The sequence below is a fragment of the Pseudomonas sp. FP603 genome (genome assembly GCF_030687415.1).
Lineage (GTDB): Bacteria > Pseudomonadota > Gammaproteobacteria > Pseudomonadales > Pseudomonadaceae > Aquipseudomonas > Aquipseudomonas wuhanensis.
Genome location: NZ_CP117431.1, coordinates 5794954 through 5813624, shown reverse-complemented (window position 1 = coordinate 5813624; position 18671 = coordinate 5794954). Strand labels below are relative to the sequence as shown.

The 18671-nt window shown below is 59.6% G+C and carries 14 protein-coding genes; 1 reads left to right on the top strand and 13 read right to left on the bottom strand.

The features are described 5' to 3' along the window. Positions 1 to 96: 96 nt before the first annotated feature. The 3 genes from PSH65_RS26925 to PSH65_RS26915 are packed head-to-tail and all read right to left on the bottom strand — an operon-like array spanning position 97 to position 1890. Positions 97 to 513, bottom strand: coding sequence for a DUF4440 domain-containing protein (locus PSH65_RS26925; RefSeq protein WP_305423400.1), 417 nt, complete (start codon positions 511 to 513; stop codon positions 97 to 99). Between the two features lie 57 nt (positions 514 to 570). After that, positions 571 to 1395, bottom strand: a complete 825-nt coding sequence (locus PSH65_RS26920) for an SDR family oxidoreductase (RefSeq protein WP_305423398.1) — start codon at positions 1393 to 1395, stop codon at positions 571 to 573. Positions 1396 to 1425: 30 nt separating this feature from the next. After that, a complete protein-coding gene (locus tag PSH65_RS26915) occupies positions 1426 to 1890 on the bottom strand; it encodes a multidrug transporter (protein WP_305423396.1) in 465 nt (154 codons plus the stop codon). A gap of 178 nt (positions 1891 to 2068) precedes the next feature. On the opposite strand from PSH65_RS26915, the gene PSH65_RS26910 reads away from it, so the two are divergent. Beyond that, entirely contained in the window at positions 2069 to 4864 is a 2796-nt protein-coding gene (locus PSH65_RS26910; protein WP_305423395.1) for an RHS repeat-associated core domain-containing protein, read from the top strand. A gap of 83 nt (positions 4865 to 4947) precedes the next feature. On the opposite strand, the gene PSH65_RS26905 is transcribed toward PSH65_RS26910, so the two are convergent. The 10 genes from PSH65_RS26905 to PSH65_RS26860 all read right to left on the bottom strand — a co-directional run bounded on the left by PSH65_RS26905 (position 4948) and on the right by PSH65_RS26860 (position 18654). Continuing rightward, a complete protein-coding gene (locus PSH65_RS26905) occupies positions 4948 to 6399 on the bottom strand; it encodes a mannose-1-phosphate guanylyltransferase/mannose-6-phosphate isomerase (RefSeq protein ID WP_305423393.1) in 1452 nt (483 codons plus the stop codon). A 210-nt stretch (positions 6400 to 6609) separates the two neighbouring features. Then, positions 6610 to 7263 carry an alginate O-acetyltransferase AlgF gene (locus tag PSH65_RS26900; RefSeq protein WP_305423391.1) on the bottom strand — a complete coding sequence of 218 codons (654 nt, stop codon included), beginning with the start codon at positions 7261 to 7263 and terminating at the stop codon, positions 6610 to 6612. Between the two features lie 14 nt (positions 7264 to 7277). Then, positions 7278 to 8453 (bottom strand): alginate O-acetyltransferase, encoded by a 1176-nt coding sequence (locus PSH65_RS26895; RefSeq protein WP_305423390.1) that lies wholly within the window; start codon positions 8451 to 8453, stop codon positions 7278 to 7280. A gap of 11 nt (positions 8454 to 8464) precedes the next feature. Continuing rightward, entirely contained in the window at positions 8465 to 10030 is a 1566-nt protein-coding gene (locus PSH65_RS26890) for an MBOAT family protein (protein ID WP_305423389.1), read from the bottom strand. A gap of 226 nt (positions 10031 to 10256) precedes the next feature. Continuing rightward, positions 10257 to 11390, bottom strand: coding sequence for a mannuronate-specific alginate lyase (locus PSH65_RS26885; RefSeq protein WP_305423388.1), 1134 nt, complete (start codon positions 11388 to 11390; stop codon positions 10257 to 10259). A gap of 11 nt (positions 11391 to 11401) precedes the next feature. Continuing rightward, positions 11402 to 12853 (bottom strand): alginate O-acetyltransferase, encoded by a 1452-nt coding sequence (locus PSH65_RS26880; protein ID WP_305423386.1) that lies wholly within the window; start codon positions 12851 to 12853, stop codon positions 11402 to 11404. A 10-nt stretch (positions 12854 to 12863) separates the two neighbouring features. Continuing rightward, positions 12864 to 14453, bottom strand: coding sequence for a mannuronan 5-epimerase AlgG (gene algG / locus PSH65_RS26875; protein WP_305423384.1), 1590 nt, complete (start codon positions 14451 to 14453; stop codon positions 12864 to 12866). Between the two features lie 26 nt (positions 14454 to 14479). Continuing rightward, positions 14480 to 15967 carry an alginate export family protein gene (locus PSH65_RS26870; RefSeq protein ID WP_305423383.1) on the bottom strand — a complete coding sequence of 496 codons (1488 nt, stop codon included), beginning with the start codon at positions 15965 to 15967 and terminating at the stop codon, positions 14480 to 14482. Further along, a complete protein-coding gene (gene algK / locus PSH65_RS26865) occupies positions 15964 to 17475 on the bottom strand; it encodes an alginate biosynthesis TPR repeat lipoprotein AlgK (RefSeq protein ID WP_305423381.1) in 1512 nt (503 codons plus the stop codon). The genes PSH65_RS26870 and algK overlap by 4 nt, the downstream gene beginning before the upstream one ends. A 9-nt stretch (positions 17476 to 17484) precedes the next feature. Then, positions 17485 to 18654, bottom strand: coding sequence for an alginate biosynthesis protein Alg44 (locus PSH65_RS26860; RefSeq protein WP_305423379.1), 1170 nt, complete (start codon positions 18652 to 18654; stop codon positions 17485 to 17487). Positions 18655 to 18671: the final 17 nt, after the last annotated feature.

The window sequence follows — 18671 nt, the reverse complement described above, 5'->3', positions numbered from 1 at the left end:
CATGGAGACGACTACCTGCCGAATGAGTCTGGTCTGCTCATATGACGGGTGTCTACTGTCAGATTTAACAGGTAGCGAGGATGGCGGGAATTTTGCTCAAGCGGCAGAACGTGCGCCATGGGTAACAAAAGTTTCGTGCAGATGCCGCCACAGCACCTGACCGGACGCCTGTTTTTCAAACACCACGGTCGAGCGCCGATCCGAGTGCAGGCCGGTGGCATCAGTCTGCTGCTCGCGGTAACTCACCACCGCGCCACCGTCGTACAGCGCGACACCTCGCAACTCGCTGAGCTCAATCCTGAACCCGAGTTTCTTCCCGCCCGCCAGCAGAAACAATTCATTCAACGCCTCGAAATCCAGCACCCGGCCCAACGGCGAGATCATGGAAAACTGCGGCGAAAAACGCGTCAGCAATAGCTCAAGCTCGGACTCGTCTCGCTCTTCGGCCAACCATTGCTCGATGGCTACGTGGGCCTGGATCACTTCGTCAAAGTATTCGGTGTAGTCGGTCATGTTTGATTCCTGAAATTCTGAAGCATCTGGTCTGACGTCGTCGCGGGCAAGCCGGTCTCAAAGTTGCCCGCGCAACCCGAACCGCTTCATCAACCCCGACTCCAACAGCCCCTTGGGCAACAACCCCGCCATCAACGGCAACGCCCGGCTGCCGTTACCCAAACGCACCAGACGCGACGGTTTATGCTGCTGCACGGCCTTCAATAAACCGGCGGCAAATTCACTGGCCGGCGTCGGTTTGTCCTGAGACGCCTTGGCCCGTGCACGAATACCTTCACGTAGTGGCCACCATGGCGACTGCTCGGTGATCAGTTGCTCAGCCTCTTGACCGGCATTTTTGGCGAAGCTGGAGGCGATGGCCCCAGGCTGAACTTCCATGACCCGCACGCCGAACGGTGCCAGTTCCATGCGCAACGCATCGCTCAAGGCATGCACCGCAGCTTTCGAAGCGCAGTAGGCGCCGGCAAACGGCGTGACCAAAACCCCGGACACGCTGCCGATGTTCACCACCAGGCCCCTGGCGCGACGCAGCACCGGGAACATCGCGCGAGTCACGCCAACGATTGCAAACACGTTGGTTTCGAATTGCCGCTGCATGGCCGGCACACCGCCGTCGAGCAAGGGGCCCATGGCGCCATAGCCGGCGTTGTTGATCAGCACATCAAGGCCGCCGCGTTGCTGATTGATCCGCTCACTCAATTGCTCGAGTGCCGGACCATCATTCACGTCAAGTTGCACGGTGGTGAAACCGGCGGCGGTTAGAGCGGCTACGTCTTCAGCCTTGCGGGCGCTGGCCCAGACTTCGTAACCGGCACTTTTGAAAGCGTCGGCGAGGGCGCGGCCAATGCCGCTGGAGCAACCGGTAATCAACGCAACGGGCATGGCGCGGTCCTTGTGCAAAAAAAGGGAGGATCAGTCGGAGAAACTACCCTGCAAACGCTCGGCGCGAAACTCCAGGGTTTGCGGGCGATAACCGGGGCGCAGGGGCGGCATTGGCAGGCAGTCTTCCCAATTGCCGCCGGCCTGCAATTCGCCGGGCCCGCGATAGCGCGGTGCGGTGTATTGATTGTCAGCCAGATTGACCGTATCGCCCGGTGCATAAGCGGCGATGCGCCAGCGCAGTTCGGTCAGCGGCACATCATTGCCGTTGTTCATCGTCAGCTTCAAGGGGCGATCCGCCGGGCAGTGCTCGGGCGCGTAGACGATACGCAGCTCAAGGCGCGCCAGTTGCTTGACCTCGCGGGTGTCCAGCCAGAATACCCACACCGCCACCAGGCCCAATCCAACCGCGGCGGCCATGGAAACCGGCACGGCCTTGGCCGGATAGCGCAGCAGCAGGATCAGCCAGGTGATGACCAGCAGGACGCCGATGAACATGAATGAATGCTCCGTGAACTCATGGACACCATCCTACCGAAGGGGCGCAGGAATGGACATTCGGCGTGCAAAGGAGGGTACCGCTGGTCGGTACTGTAATTTCTGACAGTAGTCCGTAGTGCTCTCGATACGTTAGAAGACATTGGTCAACAGGGCTGTATTTCGGCGGGTGGTGGCAATGGGAATGCATCATAAAACACCCAAACTGACGATCGTCGATCCGCGCGGCTTGACGATCCGTTCGGTCGATTATTGGCGCACCGTCGAAAACGTCCCTGCTGAGGCACGTATCAACCGTACCGCTTACGGTGCCACAGGGCGTGCGGTAAAACATTGGGATCCACGGCTTTGGGCGCTGTCACAAGAAGAGCCGCTGACACCCGCCAATCTCACGACAGCGTTTTCGTTGTCGGGTAACGCGCTGCTCACTGACAGCGTCGATGCTGGTTGGCAGCTCAACCTGCCTGGCCTGGGTGATGAGGTTTTATTGGGATGGGACAGCCGAGGCACGCGACGCGAGGTTGAATATGACGACCAGCTTCGTCCGGTGGCGGTGTTTGAGCAGGGCGTAACTGAGCCGCGAAGGTCTGTTGAACGCATGGTGTATGGCGGTTCCGATCATGGTGAGCAGAATCAATGCGGGCAGTTGATCCGTCATGATGATCCCGCCGGGACGGTGTTGTTCGAGGCATTTTCGATCACCGGCCAATGCGTGAAGCAAGTTCGTCACTTCACCCTGGCCCCTGTTACGCCTGACTGGCCGGAGTTGGAAGCCGATCGCCAGCGGCTGCTTGAACCGGGGGTGGGGGCCGCCTCGACGTGGAGTTTCGGCCCGGTGGGCGATGTGCTGGAACAGATCGATGCCAGGGGAAACCATCAGGCCTTCAGGCTGACCCAGGACGGTCGCTTGCGTGAGGCGCGTTTGCAACTTCAGGGACTGACTACCTGGCAAATGCTGGTCAGCGATATTCAGTACAACGCAGAGGGACAAATTGCGCACGAAACCGCCGGCAATGCTGTGCAAACAACCCTCTGTTACCGCCCTGAAGACGGCTTATTGATGGAACGCAGGTCACAGGATGCCAGTGCGGGGATGTTGCAGCATCTGATCTACGACTATGACCGGATGGGTAATGTCTTGAGCATCGAGGATAAGGCTCTGCCAGTGCGTTACTTCGCCAACCAGCGTATCGAGCCGGTCAGTCGCTTCAACTATGACAGCCTCTATCAGTTGATCGAAGCCTCTGGTTGGGAGGCAGGCAGCGCCAATCAGGGACCGGCATCGATTGGACGGGTCGATCCGGCGGCGGTGAGCAATTACCGGCAGACCTACAGCTACGATGCAGGCGGTAATCTGCTGAAACTGACCCACGTTGGCGCGCAAAACCACGGGCGCGACCTGAAAGTGGCCCGATACAGTAATCGCTGCTTGCCCTGGCGCAACGGCGTGCCGCCCACCGAAGAACAAATCGCTACCGCGTTCGACACCAACGGCAATTTGCTGGAGCTGGATCAGGGACGCGTCTTGGCGTGGGCTCTGCGCAATCAACTGCAATCGGTCAGCCCGGTGGAACGCGCTTCCGGGCTCAATGACCGAGAGTCGTATCTCTACGATGGCGGTGGCCAGCGGGTACGTAAAATTCGCTCGTTGCAGACCAATGCCCGCACCGTGACGGCTGAAGTGCGTTACTTGCCGGGACTGGAACTTCGTACCGAGAGTGGAACCGGAGAGGTGCTGCAGGTCATCACCGCCCAGGCGGGACTCAATAGCGTGCGTGTGCTGCATTGGGAAACAACTCCACAGTCCGGTATCAGCAACGATCAGTACCGCTACGGCCTGGTTGATCACCTGAACTCTTGCACCCTGGAATTGGCAGGCGACGCGCGAATCATCAGCTGGGAAACCTACTATCCCTTTGGCGAGACGGCGTGGTTTGCCGGCACTGACATGATTGAAGCGAGCTACAAAACCATTCGTTACTCGGGCAAGGAGCGGGATGCGACCGGGCTTTATTACTATGGATACCGCTTTTACATCTCGTGGTTGCAGCGATGGTTGAATCCGGATCCGGCAGGAACAGTTGACGGTTTGAACCTGTATCGGATGGTTCGAAACAACCCGGTAAGCCTGGTTGATGAAAACGGGCTTAATCCCAACAAGGCAAATGGCAGTTTAGTTGCAAGAATGACCGGGCTTTTTAATGGAGCCAATGTATCCGGGGCCCCGGCACCTGCACGTCCTCCGATCCCGTCGAGGCCGGGAACTCTTCCGTCTGCTCCTCCGCCCCGCCCACCCGTGCCCACGCAATCCAGCCCGGTTCAGATGAATGTAGCTGCGCCAGCGAAAAAGGAAGCTCCCCCACGACCACCGGCGCCAGTTGCCTTACCCACGGCGTCTCCGTCGACAGGGGCACTCCCTTCATATGCGACCGGTTCAATGGTTGTCGGCTCGCATTCATTGTTGATTGGTCAACAAGGGGGGATTGTGGCTATGAGGGGGGACGATCGTACCCCCGACCAGATCCGTACAGCGGGTGGTTTTTTCCCCAGGGATAACAGAGGGCCAAAAATCAAAGAAGAGTTCAGGCAAGCCGCTGTGACCAAAGGGATTAACACCCAGGCCCAGGAGCACGTTAGAAGTCCCATTGCGGGTTACGTGTCCACCGGCATGGATGAAGACTCAGGAGGGTACGGTGACACGAGAGCCTACCTCTACCGGATGGAAATTCCGGGTTTGAAAGAGCAAGCCGTCAATGATCAAACGCTGGGGCTCGGGTCGCCTTTCAAATTCACTCCCAAAGGAAGGTTGGATACCAGACTTTTGATGAGTGGTAACACGCTCGATCAGTCCAAATTCGTTGCGATGATTCCGCCATTGACGGTGGAAATGACCTTCATTACTCCAATTCCGAGCGCCTTCATCGTTGCTTACAGGCCGGCGAAGAGCAATCAATGGATATCTTTTCAACCATGATGACCCGGATGTAAGAAGCCCCCGCCCAACCCACTGCGGATAGGAGACGCAGCGGGCTGGACGGGGGCTTGTTTTGCTGCTCGTTACTGCGCGATGGTTTTCACCGACACGCCGCGCTCGATCGGGGTGGAGCGACCGTAGATATCTTCAAAACGCTCGATATCGTCTTCACCCAAGTAGCTGCCCGATTGCACTTCGATGATTTCCAGCGAGATCTTGCCCGGATTGCGCAAGCGGTGGACCGAGGCGATCGGGATGTAGGTCGACTGGTTTTCAGTGAGCAGGAACACGTTTTCGTCACAGGTCACTTCGGCGGTGCCGCTGACCACGATCCAGTGTTCGGCGCGGTGGTGGTGCATCTGCAGCGACAGGCACGCACCTGGCTTGACCGAGATGCGCTTGACCTGGAAGCGGCCGCCCATGTCCACCGAGTCGTAGGAGCCCCACGGGCGATAGACTTCGCAGTGGTTCTGGGTTTCGCTGCGACCCTGCTCATTGAGGGTGTTGACCATCTGTTTGACGCCTTGGACCTTGTCCTTGTGGACGATCATCATGGCGTCCTTGGTTTCGACGACCACGATGTTTTCCAGGCCGATCACCGACACCAGTTTGCCGTTGCCATGGATCATGCAGTTCTTGCTGTCCTGGATGACCACGTCGCCTTTGGTGACGTTACCGTTGGCATCTTTTTTATTGACTTCCCACAGCGACGACCAGCAACCGACATCGCTCCAGCCTGCGGTCAGCGGCACCACGCAGGCACGCTGGGTTTTTTCCATCACCGAGTAGTCGATGGAGTTGTCCGGGCAGCAGGCGAAGGTGGCGGGGTCGATGTCGACGGTGTCGGCATCCTGTGCGCTACGTTCCAGGGTCAGCACGCAAGTGTCGTAGATGTCCGGATCGTGTTTTTTCAGTTCTTCGAGGAAGCGGCTGGCACGGAACAGGAACATGCCGCTGTTCCAGAAGTAACCACCGGACTGGACGAACTCGGTGGCGCGTTTCACGTCGGGTTTTTCGACGAAGTGCGAGACACGGCTGACGCCTTCCGGCAGCAGGGCATCGTTGGTGGACTTGATGTAGCCGTAACCGGTTTCCGGTTTGGTCGCCGGCACGCCGAACAGCACCATTTCGCCACGCTCGGCCGCTACGGTGGCCAGGGCCAGGGCGCGTTGCAGGGCTTTCTGGTCTTCCAGCACGTGGTCGGCCGGCAGCACCAGCATCAACTCGTCGCGACCTTCATTGACCAGCATCATTGCGGTCAGGGCCACTGCTGGCGAGGTGTTGCGGCCGAAGGGTTCCATCAGCACGCGCTGCACGTCCAGGTTGCGGGCGCTCAACTGTTCGTTGACGATGAAACGGTGTTCCTTGTTACACACCACGATCGGGGTGTCCATGCCTTCGAACACCAGGCGTTCGAGGGTTTGCTGGAACAGCGTTTGTTCGCCGGTCAGGGCGAGGAATTGCTTGGGGAATTGCTTACGCGAAAGCGGCCAAAGACGTGAGCCGCTACCACCTGACAAGATCACCGGAATCATGTTGTTACTCCTTTAAATCGATTGGGTCAGAGCTACTGCGTTCTGTCGTTTCACTCTTGTTCTTGTTCCGTGTCCGAATTGACGCCTCGGTCCTCTGTGGGAGCTGGCTTGCCTGCGATGGCATCACCTCGGAGTATCTGTTGCACCGAGTTGTCTGCATCGCGGGCAATCCCGGCTCCCACAGGGATATGGGTCAATCCGACAAATGTGTTAGCGCGTCGAAACCGGGCGTTTCACCCACACTGGCGACAGGCTGCTGCCGCTGCCGGTGACGTACAGCACCGCGGCTTCGCCTCGTTCCAGGGCAACCGGCTTCACGTCGCCGACTTTGGTGGCGCCGTCATACAGCGCCAGGCTGACTTTCACCGGGTTGATCTCACGCTCGCCACGGCCTTTGGCAGCTACGGACGGGACGACTTCGGTCTTGCCGTCGGCGGTTTTCAGGGTCAGGGCCTTATCGCTCAGATTCTGCACGCGCACCAGGGATTTCTGCTTGTTCTTGAACGGCGGCTCTTCGATCAGTTGCGGTGCGCCGCTGGCGTTGTTGACCAGGGTGTAATAGTGGTCGCCGGCCAGTTTCACCGGCAGGGTCTGGCTGCCGACCTTGGCGCTGTAATCGCCGCCCGGCATGAAGCTGAAGTCGGTGCTGGACAGCGGCGCGACTTCGCTCAGGTTGGTGGTGCCAACAGTGGCGCTGACTTCAGCGTTAGCGGCGTTGTAGACCCGCACGAAACTGGAGCCTTTGGGTGCGGTCGGGCCGTAGAGTGCGCCGTCACCGGCGAAGGCTTGCATCGACAGCACGCTCATGCCGGCGACGAGAGCAAAGGTCTTGGCGAGACGGCGAGGAGTAGTAGTGAAAGTCATGGTGTACCTCTCTTTCAGTTTTGCGCCCGGTCGGGCGTCTCGGATTTAGTGTTTGCAGCTACGTTTTGTTGGCGTGCGCCGGCTTGTTTAAGCTCTGCGACCCACTGCGGGTCGGCGTCGCCGATTTCGTTGTTCACGGGCAGATATCGTTCAGGGAACTCCCAGATCAGCACTTGTGGCGGGCTGTTCTTGAAAGCATCGCTTTTGAGGTAGCTGAGCATCGGCAGAATCGGGCCATGGCCGTCTTCGGCGTAACTGACCACGTCGCTGTGCAGCGCTTCTTTCAGCGCGCCGATGAAGTTCCAGTTCGGATTGGCGCTGTAGCTGGTGCCGATCAGGGCCACCGGCACTTCAGTGTTGGCGAACAACGCGTCATCGCCGGCAGGCTGGTCCTGGGCCGTCACGGTGTTGCGCTTCTGCAAAGGCTCTGGCGCCGGCATCAGGTTTTCGAACAGCGGGTCCAGCGGCAGGAACAACCGCAGGTCGCCCTTGTGCGTCACCTTCTCCGCCGGTTCGGTGACGAAGTTTTGCGGTTCGCCGCTGAGCGGTGCCTTGTCGGCAATGGTTTTGGCCAGGGCCTGGGCAGCGACTTGCGCGCCTTCCGGGGTCCAGTGGGTGTCGGTACGCAGGAACACTTGCTGACCGTCTTGCTTGGCCTTTTGCAGCGGGCCGAGCAGGTCAGGGGCGAGGATCTTGTCGGCCGCCACACGAGCGTGGAAGTCCTTGTACAGGTTGGCGTGGATACTCGCCGGCTTCGCTTCACCCAGGTGTTCCGGGTACAGACGCGTCTTGGCCGGAACAATCGCCATCACCAGTTGCACGCCTTGCTTTTTCAGTTCCTGGCGCACGCCTTCGACCAGCGCGTAGTTGCCTTGCAGGTTCAACTCTTCGTTGACGATCGGGTGGAACTCTTCATCGCTATAGAGCCACTGATCGCGACCGAGCACCACGCCCGGACGACCTTCATTGAACAGTTTGAAATCCAGCGCGGCCCAAAGATTGGTGCCCAGGCGCTTGATCGGGAACTCGTCGTCGTAGTGCGTCTCGACGGCTTTGCTCCAGCGACCGTTGAGCACGGTCGCATCGGCGTTGGTACTGAAGCCGAAGAAGCTGCGTACCGACCACACGCCCAGGACCAGCAAGGTCACCAGGAACAGGGCGATGTAGAAGATGCGTAATGAGCGGGTCATAGTCAGATCCCTCAGAACTGGAAGTAAAGGAACGGCGAGAAGCTTTGCGCCGAGAGTTTGAGAATCGAGGCAATGAACAGCAGCAGTACCAGGGCGCGCATCACGTAACGGGACCAGTCAGCGGTCCAGTAGGCCGGTTGCACAGTCGCGTCAACGCCGACGGTGTAACCCGGTTCGTGGATGCTGGCCGGGTTGTCACCCGGTACGGCTTTGATCATTCCAGGAGTAGCCGCGGCAGGGCCATCGGCCTCGACGTTGGCAGCAGGCTTGGTCTTGACCGGTGGCCGGTTGGTGTAGAAATCACGGATGCCGAAGAACGCCAGGGTTGCGTAAGCCACCACCAGGGTTGCCACTTGCAGACCGGTGAGGCTGGCCTGGTTGAGTTCCGACAGCGACCATTCGCCGAAGCTGAACATCGCGCCATACATGCGACCGGCGACGTGCAGGTTTTCTGCGCGGAAGATCACCCAGCCCATGACCACAAGCAGGAAGGTCAGCGCCCAACGGATCGGGTTGATGCTGCGCGGCGAGGTATTCAGGCCGAGGGCCTTTTCGATCGCCAGCCACATGCCGTGCCAGGCACCCCAGATGATGTAGGTGATGTTCGCGCCGTGCCACAGACCACCGAGCAGCATGGTCAGGAACAGGTTGCGATAAGTCATCAGCGTGCCTTTACGGTTACCGCCGAGGGTGATGTACAGATAGTCACGCAACCAGGTCGACAGGCTGATGTGCCAGCGACGCCAGAACTCGGTGATCGACTGGCTGATGTACGGCTGTTTGAAGTTTTCCATGAAGCGGAAACCCATCATCAAGCCCAGACCAATCGCCATGTCGCTGTAGCCGGAGAAGTCGAAGTACAGCTGCGCGGTGTAGGCCAGGGCGCCGAGCCAGGCGTCGCCCGTGGTCGGGTTCTGCAAGGCGAAGCAATGGTCGGCCACGACCGCCAGGGTGTCGGCGATGAAGACCTTCTTGATGAAGCCCTGCATGAACCGCGTGGCACCTTCGGAGAACTTGTCGAGGGTGTGGGTGCGGTTGTTGAACTGGTCGGCCAGGTCACGGAAACGCAACACGGGGCCCGCGATCAAGTGCGGGAAGATCGCCACGAATGCGGCAAAGTCGATCAGGTTGCGGGTCGCCGGGGTATCACCACGGTAGACGTCGATGATGTAGCTGATGGACTCGAAGATGTAGAACGAGATCCCGATCGGCAACAGCACGTGGGTCAGGATGAACGGCGACAGACCGACCGAGGTCATCATCGCGTTGATACTGTCCACACCGAAGTTGGCGTACTTGAAGTAGCCGAGGATGCACAGATCCACCCCGACGCCCAGGAGCAGCCAGCGCTGGGCCGGTTTGGTCCGAACGCCTGCCGCACCGACTTTCAGGCCGATCCAGTAGTTCCACAGCGTGACGGCTGCGAACAGCGCAAGGAAGTCCACACGCCACCAGGCGTAGAACACGTAGCTGGCGATCAGCAGCAGCAAGTTGCGATAGCGTATTCCGCTCAAGTAGTACATGCCGAGAAAGATCGGCAAGAACAGAAACAGGAACACGTTGGATGAAAATACCATCCCGATCTCTCCATGTTTAACCAACAGTCAAGGGCCAAGGCCCCCCCAAACCCCCCATGAAAAATCAGGTGGGTTGTATTACTTTTTCGCTATTGGAACCGGGTCCCTGTGGGAGCTGGCTTGCCTGCGATTACGGTCTGACATTCAGCATTGATGTCGACTGATAAACCGCTATCGCAGGCAAGCCAGCTCCCACATTTAACCGAACTCCACAGGGGGATTTTTGTCAGCTCCCCTTGTTGCCTTTCTCGCTGGCCGGGTCGTAGACCTTGGTCAAATCCCCGCCGAGGCGGAAGGTCTTGAACGGCTGCATTTTGTGTTTCTGCGCCAGCACGTCTGGCGTGCAGGTGTAGAGCGAGCAGAACGGTTCGAGCCAGGCGAATTTCGAATCGACCTTGAGGTCGGTCATGTCCTGTTCTTTACCGTTCTTCTCCTCGAATTCATCCGGGTCTTCCACGCCTGCAAGCACGCGATCACCCAAGCGTTTCAAGGCACCGTTGTTTTCCTGGCGCAAATCGACACCGTTGACCTGGGCGAAACTGGCGATCATCGCCAGTGGCGGCAGGGCATAGTTGTGATAGGCGAGGGCGCGTTGCTGGCGCTTGAGCTCGTTGGGCAGGAAGCCTTGGGCGTCGACCTGATTGACGCCGACCTTGTATTCCTTGACGGCCCAATCGAACAGGTCGCGGCGGTTGGTGGCGACCGACGTGGCCATCACCGACCAGGCGGCCCAGTACGAGTGGTTGTTGGTTTGCTCGAGCGGAAGGTTGTCCCAATCGCTGACCACCTGATCAGCCATTTTGCTGAACCAGGCTTCAATCACTTGCGCTTCTTGCTGGTGGGTCGCCAGCGGATGCGAGTCAGAGAACTTCAGGCGTACATAGGACGAAGCCATGCTGCCCAAGGCCCATTTGCGCATGGACTTGCCGGTGTGGTTGAAGTCCTTGGACATCAACGCGTCAGCCTTGGCCCAGGCAGTCAACCAGTTGAGGGTGCATTCCAGTTGTTCCGGACGACCGTCACGCATGAACTGCATCACCTGCTTGCTGGTCGCGCGCTCAATCTTGGTGATGTCGGCGGTGGTCTCGCGGAAGGCTTTTTCCGATGCCTCGTTCAGGGTCGAACGGGCCTTGTCGGAGCCTTCGTATTTGCTGCGAAACTGCAGGGCGCCGGTGTAGGGCGTCGGCATCGCGTCGCAGCCTTCACTCTTGCCACCGGTTTTGACTTTTTCAATGGGCGCGAAGTAACCCTGGGGCGGGCGAAGTGGCGCGGCGGCCTGGGTGGCGCCGGCGAACATCGCCAGCGTCAGCAGGGAGGGCGCGAGTAACTTTTTCAGCGTTCGGGTTTGCATGCAGTTCATAAGAGGTAGCCTCATTGCCCGGCTTGAGCGGTACGCTGCCCGGCGCCGGAGAACACGTTGCGTTTGCAGATTTTCGCTTCGACTTTCTGAGGCGCGGCACCTGCTTTTTCAGGCCCCTGGACTTCGACGGCCAGCAGATTCTGCGAGGCCCAGTCTTCGTCCGTGCGCAACTCGAAGGCGAAACGCCCGTCGGTATCGGAGGTTTCCGGTTTTTCGATCTTGATGTCCTCGTGGCGCCCATTCATGTACCAGAGGGTGGCTTGCAAGGTTTTCACCGAGGTGTCGGCGAAGCGGATGTCGACCTGGTGGCTGCTGTTGCGCAGGTCCAGGTTCTTGCTGTTGACCATCAATTCGTTTTTGCCCGGTTTCAGCGTGGCGCTGGCGCTCATCTGTGCATCTTTACCTTCGCAACCGTTGTCCAGCAGCGCCATCATTTGGCGGTAGATGGTTTCCTGATCGAGGCGATAAAGCGGCGAGAATTCCCAGATGAGGATTTTCGGTGGTTTGGTCTGGAACTCTTCGCTGCCCAGGTACTGCAGCATCGAACCTTCGAAGCCACCACCGGGGAATGCCACGTTGAGGATGTCGGCGCCGATGGCCTCTTCGAGGAAACCGGCGAAGTTGTAGTTCTTGCCACTGTGGCTGGTGCCGACCAGGGTGATTTCCGGATTGCCGGAATCACTGAACAGATCGCCATCGCCCGCTTCGCCCTTTGGCTCGGTGGTGAACTGATCCATGTACTGGATCGCGTAGCTGGTGCCACAGAGTTGACCAGCCATGTTGTGTAACGTTCCGGTCTTGCCCATGCGACCCGACTTATGGGTCTCGAATTCACGCTTGGGAACGTCGGCGAAGGCCGGCAATTGCTTGACCTTCTCGGCGACAATTTTCGCTGTGCGCTGGGCGCCATACGGCGTCCAGTGTTGGTCGCCGCGGAAGTAGAAGTCGTGGGCTGGCAGGGTCTCGGGCAACGATTCGTTGGTCAGCGGCGACAGGTCCGGGACCACGTAACCCATCTGCGCGAAACGCCCGAGCATGGTTTTGTAGTTCTTCAGCGCCTTGTCGAAGTCGTAGCTCGCCTTCTCGGCCGGGTTCAGCTTGTTGCGGTTCACCAGGCCACGGGTCGGCTGGTAAACGATGACCAGTTCCACGCCTTTGCTCTTGAACGCATCGTGCAGTTGTTTCATGCGTTTGTAGCCAGCGGGCGTGGTGTCGAACTCGGTGCGCAAGTCTTCTTGCGTACGGAATAGCCAATCGCCCTGCGCCTGCACGAGCGTGGTGAAGTTCTGCTGATAGCGGGTGGTGTAGTTCTTCGGGTCATGGGCGGCGGGGCACAGGCTGCAGCAATCCTCGGCCTTGAAGCTGGGTGCTTTGGCGTCTTCGGCACGTACGCCACCACTGGCCGCGAGAATGCCCGCGGTCAGGGCCGACAGGCTGAGTAATTTGATCAAGTGTGAGTGCATAAAATTATCCTCAGTCCCGCATTTCGGTCTGGCGTTCGACAGGGTCGATCAGCACGGCTTTCTGCTGGCGCACCAGCAGGTCGAGAATTTCATCCTGGCGCTCGCCGAGAATCCCCGAGAAGCTGATGCCGCTGGATTTGGTTGGTGCGAGCATCGATACGCGATACAACTCCACGCTCAACGGCGAGTCGATCGACAGTGGTCCGCTGCCATTGGCGGCCAGTTCACCACCGACCACGATCAGCGACACCTGAGCGTCGAACGGATCGAGCTTGATGTCCCGGTCGGTGTCGGTCAGGTCTTTGATGTGCCCGTAGACACCGGTCAGGCCGTTGGCCATCGAGACGTTTTCATACAGGCGAATGTTCACGCTGTTACGAATACGAATGCCGTGGCGTCGGTTGCTGATCACCTTGTTGCCCCACAACAGGTTGTCGGCACTCTCGTAGAGGGTGATGCCGTCGGTGTGGTTCTTGTAGATCTCGTTGTAGGCGATCAGGTTGTTCACGCTGTTACGGTCGATCACCAGGCCCGACAGCTTGTTGTCGTAGCTGCGGTTGTTGAAGATGAAGCTGTCGTTGACCTCACGGGAAATAATGATCCCGTGCTTCTTCTTGGTCCCGTACACCGTGTTGTCGGCGATGATCAGACCGTGGGAACGGTCATGGGGGTCGATGCCGTAGACGATGTTGTCTTTGTAGGTGTTGCTCTTGACCACGAAGTCGCGGGTTTCGTAGCAGTAGAAGCCGTACCACATGTCCGAGAACTCGGAGCCGATGATCCAGCCGGACGGTTCAGGGCGCTTGAGCACCTTGGCCATGTTCGGCGTGTATTGGGAAATACTCACGCCATAGGACTTACTGTTGGCGTAACCGAAACTGGCGATCTTGCTGTCGGCGATGTAGGTCTCGGTGCCACCCCAGGACAGCAGGAACGGACGGAATTCCTTGGGCGACTTGAAGGCCGCCGGGCCGTTGGCCTTCTCGCTCCAACCGGTGATCTTGGTGTTACGCACAAACAGCTGGCCGTCGTTGACCAGGAACGAACCGGCCTCTTGGGACAGGCGCAACTCCTCGGTCTGCTTGTCGATTTCGAGGATGCCTTTTTGCCCGACCACGATCGGCAGCTTCGCCAGGAACACGCCCGGCGAAGTTTCACTGAAGTACTGCTTGGGCAGCTTCTTGGTCAGATCCTTGAGGTTCATGTAGCCGTCGTCGATGAAGATCGCCTGCGGGATGCCGTGCTGACGCACCACCCACTCGGCCATCTTGTTGTCGCCGCCGATGAAGTCCTTCAGGGCGTTTTCCTGCATCATCCGGCGCACGCTGATTTTGCCGGGCTGGGTGCGCACGATTTTCGCGGCGATGGCGTCGCTGGTGTAGCCAGAGGTGTCCGGCAGTTTCGGCTTGGCCAGGTCCAGCGGCGCGGTTGGCGCGCTGCTGACGGTGTAGGTCTTGGCCTGTTGCAGCCCTTTGGCCATGGTCGTCGATTTACCCTGTTGCACAGGCTTGGCCGGTTCGACGGTGGCGAAGGCGGCTGCGCTGGCGAGCAGCAGCGCGCCGGCCAGCAGGCTGATCGAGCCTTTCTTGGCACTGTTCATGTCGGGCACTCCCTTCGCGGTTTGCATCAGAAGCGCCAGACCACGTCGACAAACGCGCGGTGCATGTACGAATCGACTTCTTTGCCATACGCATCGCCAGGCTTGAACACACCGCCACGGAACCGTACCAGTGCCGACGGCTCATCGATCGACTGACTCAACGACGCTGGCAGCAGGCCTTGCTTGAAGTACTTGGTGACCACCAGGTCCATTTCCTGACCGAGGTCCTTGTTGCCATCTTCCAGCGGCAGGGAGGTGCTGGAGAGGATCGCGCCGGTCACGTCGTCGGTGTTGTTTTCGACGGCGTTGATGCCATTGCTGCCCACCGGCTTGTTGCCGTCGACGCGCCAGAACTTGTGGTAGATCAAGCTGGCGTCGTATTCGTCGTTGAGCATCCACGAGCCGAACAGGGTAGCGGTCTGCATGTTGTTCATTTCGCCACGGAAGGCTTCGCCGAAACGGTGAACCCGCGAGCGTGTACCGGTGTAGTTCGAGCGATTGCTTTCCAGGCCGGTCTGTTCGTACTCGGCGCTGGCACGGGCATACGCCGCACCGACTTGCCACTGCGGATCAAGGCGCAAACGCAGGCCGATATCGGTGGCCCAGCCATTGAGGTCTTCACCACGTTTGGCTTCGGTCGGACGCGTGCCATCGGCGTTCAGCGGGTTGACCGTGTCGGTGTCGCCGCTCATGCCGGTGATGCTGCCCCAGTAATTGACGGTGTTGGTGTTGCGCCAGTTGTAGGCATCGCTGTCGGCGGTAAGGCCGAGCCAGCTGATGTCGCCGTTCTGCTTTTTATCCAGCGAATCGCCGGCCACACCCGGCTCCGGATAGTCGAGCTTGCCGTCATCGTGGGTGTGATGACCGCGAATGCCGACCCAGTTACCCGGCGACCATTGGCCGGCAACGTCGCCGAAAACGTGCAGGCGATCCTTGTCCTTGGGCGCCAGCTCTTTCAAGTCGGTGCGGTATTCGCTGAAGCGTTCGGCGATACCGACGTTGGCGCGCAACAGGGTGGTGTCGAAAGTCCAGTTCAGGGCTTCGATGTTGGTGTCGCGCCATTGGCCATCGTCGTTGCGCAGGCGTTGGCGACCGAGCTTGAGGATCTCGCCAGGGTAGGGCGTGAGGCCGCTGTAGCCGACCCAGAACTCGCGCATCGCCAGGTAGTTCTTCTTGGTTTTGCGATCACCGTTGTCGGTGGTCTGGGTACCGTCGCTGTCGGACTGTTGCAGGGTGTCCGTTTCGATGATGTCGGTGGACGTCACGGCCTGGCCCATGGCGTAGGCGCTCCATGCGCCGCTTTCGCCGTATACCCATGGACGCAGGTCGAGGCCGACGCCGGAAACGTCGCCGCCGCTGGCAGTGCCCAGGTCACGGTCGTCTTCGGACTGGCCGGTAACTTTGACTTCGAGGCCGAAGTTCTTGTCTTCGGTCAGGGCTGCCAGGGTCGGGCACGACCACAGCAGGGCGAATGTCAGGCCAATACCGGCCTTCACGAATGGATTGAGCTTCATAGGGATTCCTCGCCGTCTTCTTCTTGCAGGGCGTGCAGTTCCAGCGTGTCCGAACTCACAGCGCTACGAATGGCCTGCTCTTGTTTCAGCAGGCGTTGGGCCTCGGCCAGCCGGTCAGGCGGCAGTTGCGCTTCGATGGTTTGCGCAAGCTCATTGGCTTGCGGGGTGTTTTGAGCCTTCGCCAATTGGCTGAAGACATAAGCGTTGACCGGGTCGGGCCGGGTGCCCTTGCCTTGGGAGAACAATTGGGCAATGGCGAAATCGGCGCTGTTCTGGCCGTTGCGTGCAGCGGTCAGCAGGTGATCCAGAGCCTTCTGCGGATAGACCTTGCCCAGGTAACCACGACGGTAAATCTGACCGAGGTAGTAATCGGCGGCGACCTCACGGCCGACGGCTTTCTTGAAGTGCTCTTCGGCGACCTTGGCGTCGGCGGGCACCATTTTTCCTTCGAAGTAGAGCTTGCCCAGCAACAGTTCGGCACGCGGCTGATCAGCGGCGCGGCCGTTGTCCAGGTACTTCATCAGGGTGTCGACGTCGCCCAGTTCAGGGAAGTCGTAGAGCAATTGCGCGAGGCTGACCCAGGACGCCGGATAGCCAGGTGCGATGCCTTCGAGCAGCGACTGAGCGGTTTTCTCGTCGGTCTTGCCCAGGCTTGCGTCGCCCAGCACGCGGGCCACGCTGTCCACACGTTGCGCAGAGACGACGCCACGGCTTTGAGCGGCCTGCATCTGCTTGATCAGTTCGGCCTGTTGCTCTGGCTGGCCGCGTTTCTGATAGACCGTGGCCAGTTCGACGTAGCAGATGTCGGTGGTGTTCAACGCCGCTTTGCAGATCTTTTCCACGTCATCCAGGTGTTGGTCGTAAGTGCCCTGGGTGCGATAGAGCAGCACTTGCGCCAGACCGGCTTCCGGTTTGCCTTCGGTGCGCCATTGGCTGATCTGCTGCTGCGCGTTGACGTTCGGGAAACTGTGCGGGTATTGCAGGTACAGCATTGCCAGCGGGATCAGGGTGTTGCCTTCGCCATTCGCCGAGGCTTTTTTCAACAGCGCTTCGGCTTCGTGATGTTCGGCTTCGGTGGCGCCGGGTTTGGCCACCAGCAGACGACCCAGGCGAGCCTGAGCCCGCGGCGAGACGCTGGCCGCGGCGCGGTAAGTCGCCTCGGCCTTTTTGATTTGCGCCGGGTCACGGCTGTCGACTTGCAGATCGGCCAGGCCAACCTGAGCTTCGCTGTAACCCAGGTCTGCCAGTTGCTGGTAGTTCTGCGCCGCCAGCGTGGTGTCGCCGCGCTTGAGGGCTTCATTGGCCAGACGCTGGTCGGGCAGGCCGGCGCAGCCGGCCAGGCTCACGGCCAGCGCGAGTGAGCACACCACATAACCACTGTGGGAGCGGGCTTGCCCGCGATTCAGGCGACTCGGTACTTCAGAAAGACCGCGTTGTTCCGATCGCGGGCAAGCCCGCTCCCACAGGGTTCGCGGTGTTTTCAGGAGACTGAATAGGGTCACGGGCATGTCCTCTGTTTAAAGACCGGCGGCCATGGCTTTGTTGATCAGCCAGTTCAGGTTCGGGCCACGAGTGCTGTTCACTTCCACTGGGCGACCGGCGAAAGCGCTGTCCAGTGGCTCGTCAGGTTTGATCTGCACGCGGATGTCGGACGACAGGTCGGCACTTTTCAGGCTGGTGCTGCTGACAATCTTGCCGGTACGGGTTTGGTCTTCACCGGCGATCTGGAAGCTGACGGTGGTGCCTGGACGCACATCGTCGAACTGGCGATAAGAGAAGCGTGCTTCAACGTTGGCTTCGGTGTTGCGCGGCACCAGTTGGAAGATCACGTCGCCTTTGCTGGCGTACTGACCGTTAGCCACCAGTTGCTGAGACACGGTGCAATCGCACGGCGAAGTCAGGGTGCCGGTCATTTGCTTGCCGAACAGCTCTTCAACCTTGGACGGTTTCAGTTGGTCTTCGTCCAGATGGCCCTTGAGTACGTCGAGCATGCTGGTGCTGAAGGTCGCCAGCGGTGCGCCTTTGGCGGCAACGCCGTCAGCCTTGATCAGGCTCTGCACGGTGCCGTCGCGGGGCATGGTGATGTTCATGCCTTGCACGCTGACCAGACCGGCCTGGGCGTGGCTGACGAAGTACATGCCGTACACCGATTTGAAAATGAAACCGAATGCCACCAGGCCGACCACGAAAATACCGGCGCTGAAGGTCACCGCTTTCAGGCGCCCGAGCGGGGTCATGCCGTGGCCGCCATCCTTGACCTTGCGCGCCTTGGTGAAGTTGTCGCGCTGCAGGGTCGCCAGCATTTCACCCACGCTGACGATGTCGCCAGCCAGGTGCGAGGTGATCAAGTGGCGCAGGGTGGAAATGTCACGGGGCTCCAGGTTCTGGAACTGGCAACCGGTGCGACCGGTCTGGCGATCGACGGAGCGGATTTGCAATTCCACGTCCATGGCCAGGCCGAGGTTATCGATCACGAATTGCAGGCGGGCCTTGTGCACATCGCCGACCTTCAGCGGCAGCTGACCGGCGTTGAACGCCAGGCCGCCAGCGGAAAGGTCGATGACCCGGGCTTCAACCGGAGTCCGGTCTGGACCGAAGAAACGCAGCTTGGCCGGGATTTTCACACGAGCGTGTTGGCGCTGGGCTTCGGATTCGTGCACTACGTTGGAGTTGACGGCGGTATTCATATGGGCGATTTCCTAGT

Coding starts and splice junctions, on each gene's coding strand:
- PSH65_RS26900 (WP_305423391.1), bottom strand. CDS start 7,263: ATGACTTTCACTACTACTCCTCGCCGTCTCGCCAAGACCTTTGCTCTC.
- algG (WP_305423384.1), bottom strand. CDS start 14,453: ATGAACAGTGCCAAGAAAGGCTCGATCAGCCTGCTGGCCGGCGCGCTG.
- PSH65_RS26910 (WP_305423395.1), top strand. CDS start 2,069: ATGGGAATGCATCATAAAACACCCAAACTGACGATCGTCGATCCGCGC.
- PSH65_RS26920 (WP_305423398.1), bottom strand. CDS start 1,395: ATGCCCGTTGCGTTGATTACCGGTTGCTCCAGCGGCATTGGCCGCGCC.
- PSH65_RS26890 (WP_305423389.1), bottom strand. CDS start 10,030: ATGGTATTTTCATCCAACGTGTTCCTGTTTCTGTTCTTGCCGATCTTT.
- PSH65_RS26880 (WP_305423386.1), bottom strand. CDS start 12,853: ATGCACTCACACTTGATCAAATTACTCAGCCTGTCGGCCCTGACCGCG.
- PSH65_RS26895 (WP_305423390.1), bottom strand. CDS start 8,453: ATGACCCGCTCATTACGCATCTTCTACATCGCCCTGTTCCTGGTGACC.
- PSH65_RS26925 (WP_305423400.1), bottom strand. CDS start 513: ATGACCGACTACACCGAATACTTTGACGAAGTGATCCAGGCCCACGTA.
- PSH65_RS26915 (WP_305423396.1), bottom strand. CDS start 1,890: ATGTTCATCGGCGTCCTGCTGGTCATCACCTGGCTGATCCTGCTGCTG.
- PSH65_RS26870 (WP_305423383.1), bottom strand. CDS start 15,967: ATGAAGCTCAATCCATTCGTGAAGGCCGGTATTGGCCTGACATTCGCC.
- PSH65_RS26885 (WP_305423388.1), bottom strand. CDS start 11,390: ATGAACTGCATGCAAACCCGAACGCTGAAAAAGTTACTCGCGCCCTCC.
- PSH65_RS26860 (WP_305423379.1), bottom strand. CDS start 18,654: ATGAATACCGCCGTCAACTCCAACGTAGTGCACGAATCCGAAGCCCAG.
- PSH65_RS26905 (WP_305423393.1), bottom strand. CDS start 6,399: ATGATTCCGGTGATCTTGTCAGGTGGTAGCGGCTCACGTCTTTGGCCG.
- algK (WP_305423381.1), bottom strand. CDS start 17,475: ATGCCCGTGACCCTATTCAGTCTCCTGAAAACACCGCGAACCCTGTGG.